At 79.5% G+C, this 1,272-nt stretch carries 1 protein-coding gene and 1 pseudogene; both read left to right on the forward strand.

The window, feature by feature from the left end:
• Positions 1 to 550: pseudogene (locus GTR02_RS21760) on the forward strand (hypothetical protein); the annotation flags it as partial.
• A partial coding sequence (locus tag GTR02_RS21765) for a 2-dehydropantoate 2-reductase N-terminal domain-containing protein (protein WP_205709809.1) occupies positions 547 to 1,272 on the forward strand: 726 nt, incomplete at its 3' end. The pseudogene GTR02_RS21760 and the gene GTR02_RS21765, both read left to right, overlap by 4 nt.

Below are 1,272 nucleotides of genomic sequence, written 5' to 3' on the forward strand. Positions count from 1 at the left end.
CGGCCGCCGCGGCCTGGACCCCGCCACCCGCCGGGCCCGGCGCGTCCTGGCGACCCGCACCCACGACGTGGTCGACGGCACGGCCGTCGTCGTGGCGCGGGAGCTGCGGACCTCCGACGTCGCGGTGGGCGCCGCGGTGCTGCTGCCGGCCGTCGCCGTCGGCGCTCCCTGGGCCCTGCTCCTCGCGGTCCTGGCCCTGTGCGCGCACGCGGCCCTGCGCGTCCGGCACGCCCGGGCCGGCCGGCGGGAGGCCGTCGCCGCGCACGCGGTCCGCGCCGCAGCGGGCTGCCGCTGCTTCGAGACGCCCGTCCTCGCCGGTGACCCGGCCCTCCGGGCCCTCGCGGGGCACCTCGTGCCCGCGACCGGCGCCGCCGTCGTGGCGCCCCTCGCCGCCCTCGGCCCCGGAGCCGCGCTCGCCTGCTGCCCCAGCACGGGCTTCCTCTGGCTGCGTCCCGCGGGCCGCGACCTCCTCCTGCGGGGCCGTCCCGCGGGCACCGAACCCGAGGACGCCGCCCCGCCCGGCGAGGGGCCGACCGGCTTCTACCCGTGAGCGGCACCGCCGCGGAGGCCGTCGCGGGCCGGTGCTTGACTGCCACGGTGCGCTACGTGGTCATCGGATCGGGTGCCGTCGGCGGGACGATCGGCGGCCGGCTCGCCCAGCACGGGCACGAGGTGGTGCTCGTCGCCCGCGGCGCGCACGCCGACCGGCTGCGCGAGCACGGCCTGCGGCTGCTGACCCCGACGGGTCCCGTCGAGGTCTCGGCGCCCGTGGCGACCTCCCCGCAGGAGCTGACCCTGACGCCCGACGACGTCCTCGTGCTGGCCGTGAAGGTGCAGGACGCCGCCGTCGTCCTCGCGGAGTGGGCCGGGGCCGCCGTCGGCGACGCCACCGCCGGCGAGGTGCTGCCCGTCGTCTGCGCCCAGAACGGCGTCGAGGGCGAGCGGCTGGCTCAGCGCTGGTTCCGCCGCGTCGTCGGGGCCTGCCTCTACCTCCCGGCCAGCCACCTCGAACCCGGCGTCGTGGTCTCCGAGGGCACGCCCGTCTCGGGGGCCCTCGTCCTCGGCCGCTACCCCGCGGGCGTCGACGACCTGACGCGGGCCGTCGCCGCGGACCTGGCCGACTCCTCGTTCGCGGCCACCACCCACCCGGACGTGATGGCCGTCAAGCGCGGCAAGCTCCTCGACAACACCGGCAACGCGCTCGACGCGGTCTGCCGGCCGGGGGAGGGGTGGGAGGAGCTGCGCGCGGGGGCGCGCGCAGCTCCTCCCACC

It is taken from the genome of Kineococcus siccus, from assembly GCF_009906795.1.
Classification (GTDB): Bacteria; Actinomycetota; Actinomycetes; order Actinomycetales; family Kineococcaceae; genus Kineococcus; species Kineococcus siccus.